This is a genomic window from Pseudomonas sp. NPDC079367 (genome assembly GCF_044542195.1).
In the GTDB taxonomy this organism is placed as follows: domain Bacteria; phylum Pseudomonadota; class Gammaproteobacteria; order Pseudomonadales; family Pseudomonadaceae; genus Aquipseudomonas.
Window position 1 is genome coordinate 1 of sequence record NZ_JBITTW010000085.1, and the last position, 2748, is coordinate 2748.

Sequence of the window (2748 nt, forward strand, 5' to 3'; positions counted from 1 at the left end):
CGAGGTCTCCGGCAACCTCACCGAGGTCTGCCCGACCGGTGTGTTCACCGACAAGACTCACTCCGAGCGTTACAACCGTAAATGGGACATGCAGTTCGCCCCGAGCATCTGCCATGGCTGCTCGAGCGGTTGCAACATCTCCCCGGGCGAGCGTTACGGTGAACTGCGCCGCATCGAAAACCGGTTCAACGGTTCGGTGAACCAGTACTTCCTCTGCGACCGTGGCCGTTTCGGTTATGGCTACGTCAACCGCACCGACCGCCCACGTCAGCCGCTGCTGGCCGACGGCACCAAGCTGAGCCTGGACGACGCGCTGGACAAAGCCGCCGACCTGCTGCGCGGCCGTAACATCGTCGGTATCGGTTCGCCGCGTGCCAGCCTCGAAAGCAACTACGCGTTGCGCGAACTGGTCGGTGCCGAGCACTTCTATTCGGGTATCGAAGCCTCCGAGCTGGAGCGCATCCGTCTGGTACTGCAAGTGCTGAACGACAGCCCGCTGCCAGTGCCGAACATGCGCGACATCGAAGACCACGACGCGATCTTCGTCCTCGGCGAAGACCTGACCCAGACCGCCGCGCGCATGGCGCTGGCCCTGCGTCAATCGGTCAAGGGCAAGGCTGAAGACATGGCCGAAGCCATGCGCGTCCAGCCTTGGCTCGACGCGGCAGTGAAGAACATCGGTCAGCACGCGCTGAACCCGCTGTTCATCGCCAGCCTCGCCGAAACCAAGCTCGACGACGTTGCCGAAGAGTGCGTACACGCCGCTCCCGATGATCTGGCACGCATCGGTTTCGCCGTTGCTCACGCCCTGGATGCCAGCGCCCCGGCCGTTGAAGGTCTGGACGCAGAAGCTCTGGAACTGGCGCAGCGCATCGCCGATGCCTTGCTCGCCGCCAAGCGTCCGCTGATCATCGCCGGTACTTCGCTGGGCTCCAAAGCCTTGATCGAAGCTGCCGCGAACATCGCCAAAGCCCTGAAGCTGCGCGAGAAGAACGGTTCGATCAGCCTGATCGTGCCGGAAGCCAACAGCCTCGGCCTGGCCATGCTCGGTGGCGAATCAGTCGATGCCGCGCTGCAAGCGGTCATCGATGGCAAGGCCGATGCGATCGTCGTGCTGGAAAACGATCTGTACACCCGCACTGCCAAAGCCAAGGTCGACGCTGCACTGAACGCTGCGAAAGTGGTGATCGTTGCCGACCATCAGAAAACCGCCACCACCGAACGCGCGCAACTGGTTCTGCCAGCAGCGAGCTTCGCCGAAGGCGACGGTACGCTGGTCAGCCAGGAAGGCCGCGCCCAGCGCTTCTTCCAGGTTTTCGATCCGCAGTACCTCGACGCGAGCATTCTGGTACACGAAGGCTGGCGCTGGCTGCACGCTCTGCGTGCGACCCTGCTGAACCAGCCGATCGACTGGACGCAACTCGACCACGTCACTGCTGCCGTGGCATCGAGCACCGCACAACTGGCGCGCATCGTTGATGCGGCACCGTCGGCTGCGTTCCGCATCAAGGGTCTGAAACTGGCGCGTGAGCCGCTGCGTTATTCCGGTCGCACCGCGATGCGCGCCGATATCAGCGTTCACGAACCGCGTACCCCTCAGGACAAGGACACCGCGTTTGCCTTCTCCATGGAAGGTTACTCGGGCTCTGCCGAACCGCGTCAGCAGGTGCCGTTTGCCTGGTCGCCGGGCTGGAACTCGCCACAAGCGTGGAACAAGTTCCAGGACGAAGTCGGTGGTCACCTGCGTGCTGGCGATCCGGGCACCCGCCTGATCGAAAGCACCGGCGACTCGCTGAACTGGTTCGCCGCCGCGCCGCGTGCCTTTAACCCGGCGCCGGGTACCTGGCAAGCCGTGCCGTTTTTCCACCTGTTCGGCAGCGAAGAAAACTCTTCGAAAGCCGCACCGGTGCAAGAGCGCATTCCGGCCCCTTACGTGGCACTGGCGAAATCCGAAGCGGATCGTCTGGGTGTCAACGACGGTGCCCTGCTGAGCCTGAACGTGGCCGGCCAGACCCTGCGTCTGCCGCTGCGCATCAATGAAGAACTGGGCGCCGGTCTGGTGGCATTGCCTGCGGGCATCGCCGGCATTCCACCGGCATTCGCCGGCGTGTCCGTCGACGGTCTGCAGGAGGCAGCGCAATGACCTGGTTCACCCCTGAAGTGATCGATGTGATCCTGACGGTCATCAAAGCCATCGTGATTCTGCTGGCCGTGGTGGTCGCAGGTGCGTTGCTGAGCTTTGTCGAACGTCGCCTGCTGGGCTGGTGGCAGGACCGTTACGGTCCGAACCGCGTTGGCCCGTTCGGTATGTTCCAGATCGCCGCCGACATGTTGAAGATGTTCTTCAAGGAAGACTGGACCCCGCCGTTTGCCGACAAGGTGATCTTCACCCTGGCACCGGTGGTGGCCATGTCCGCCCTGTTGATCGCCTTCGCGATCATCCCGATCACCCCGACCTGGGGCGTGGCGGATCTGAACATCGGCCTGCTGTTCTTCTTCGCAATGGCCGGTCTGTCGGTGTACGCGGTGCTGTTCGCCGGCTGGTCGAGCAACAACAAGTTCGCCCTTTTGGGCAGCTTGCGTGCCTCGGCGCAGACCGTTTCCTACGAAGTGTTCATGGGCCTGGCCCTGATGGGCATCGTGGTGCTGGTCGGTTCGTTCAACAGGCGCGACATCGTCGAATCCCTGGCGCAGAAGCTGGGGTTCATCATTCCGCAGTTCTTCGGCGTCTGTACCGGGTTGATCGCT

General features: G+C 63.1%; 2 protein-coding genes. Both read left to right on the top strand.

All coding sequences use genetic code 11. The features are described 5' to 3' along the window. On the top strand, positions 1–2143 hold a 2143-nt coding region (locus ACIGDJ_RS28180; protein WP_397504715.1), incomplete at its 5' end, for a molybdopterin-dependent oxidoreductase. Next, positions 2140–2748 (top strand): NADH-quinone oxidoreductase subunit H (locus tag ACIGDJ_RS28185; protein WP_397504717.1); only part of this gene is annotated, 609 nt, incomplete at its 3' end. The genes ACIGDJ_RS28180 and ACIGDJ_RS28185, both read left to right, overlap by 4 nt.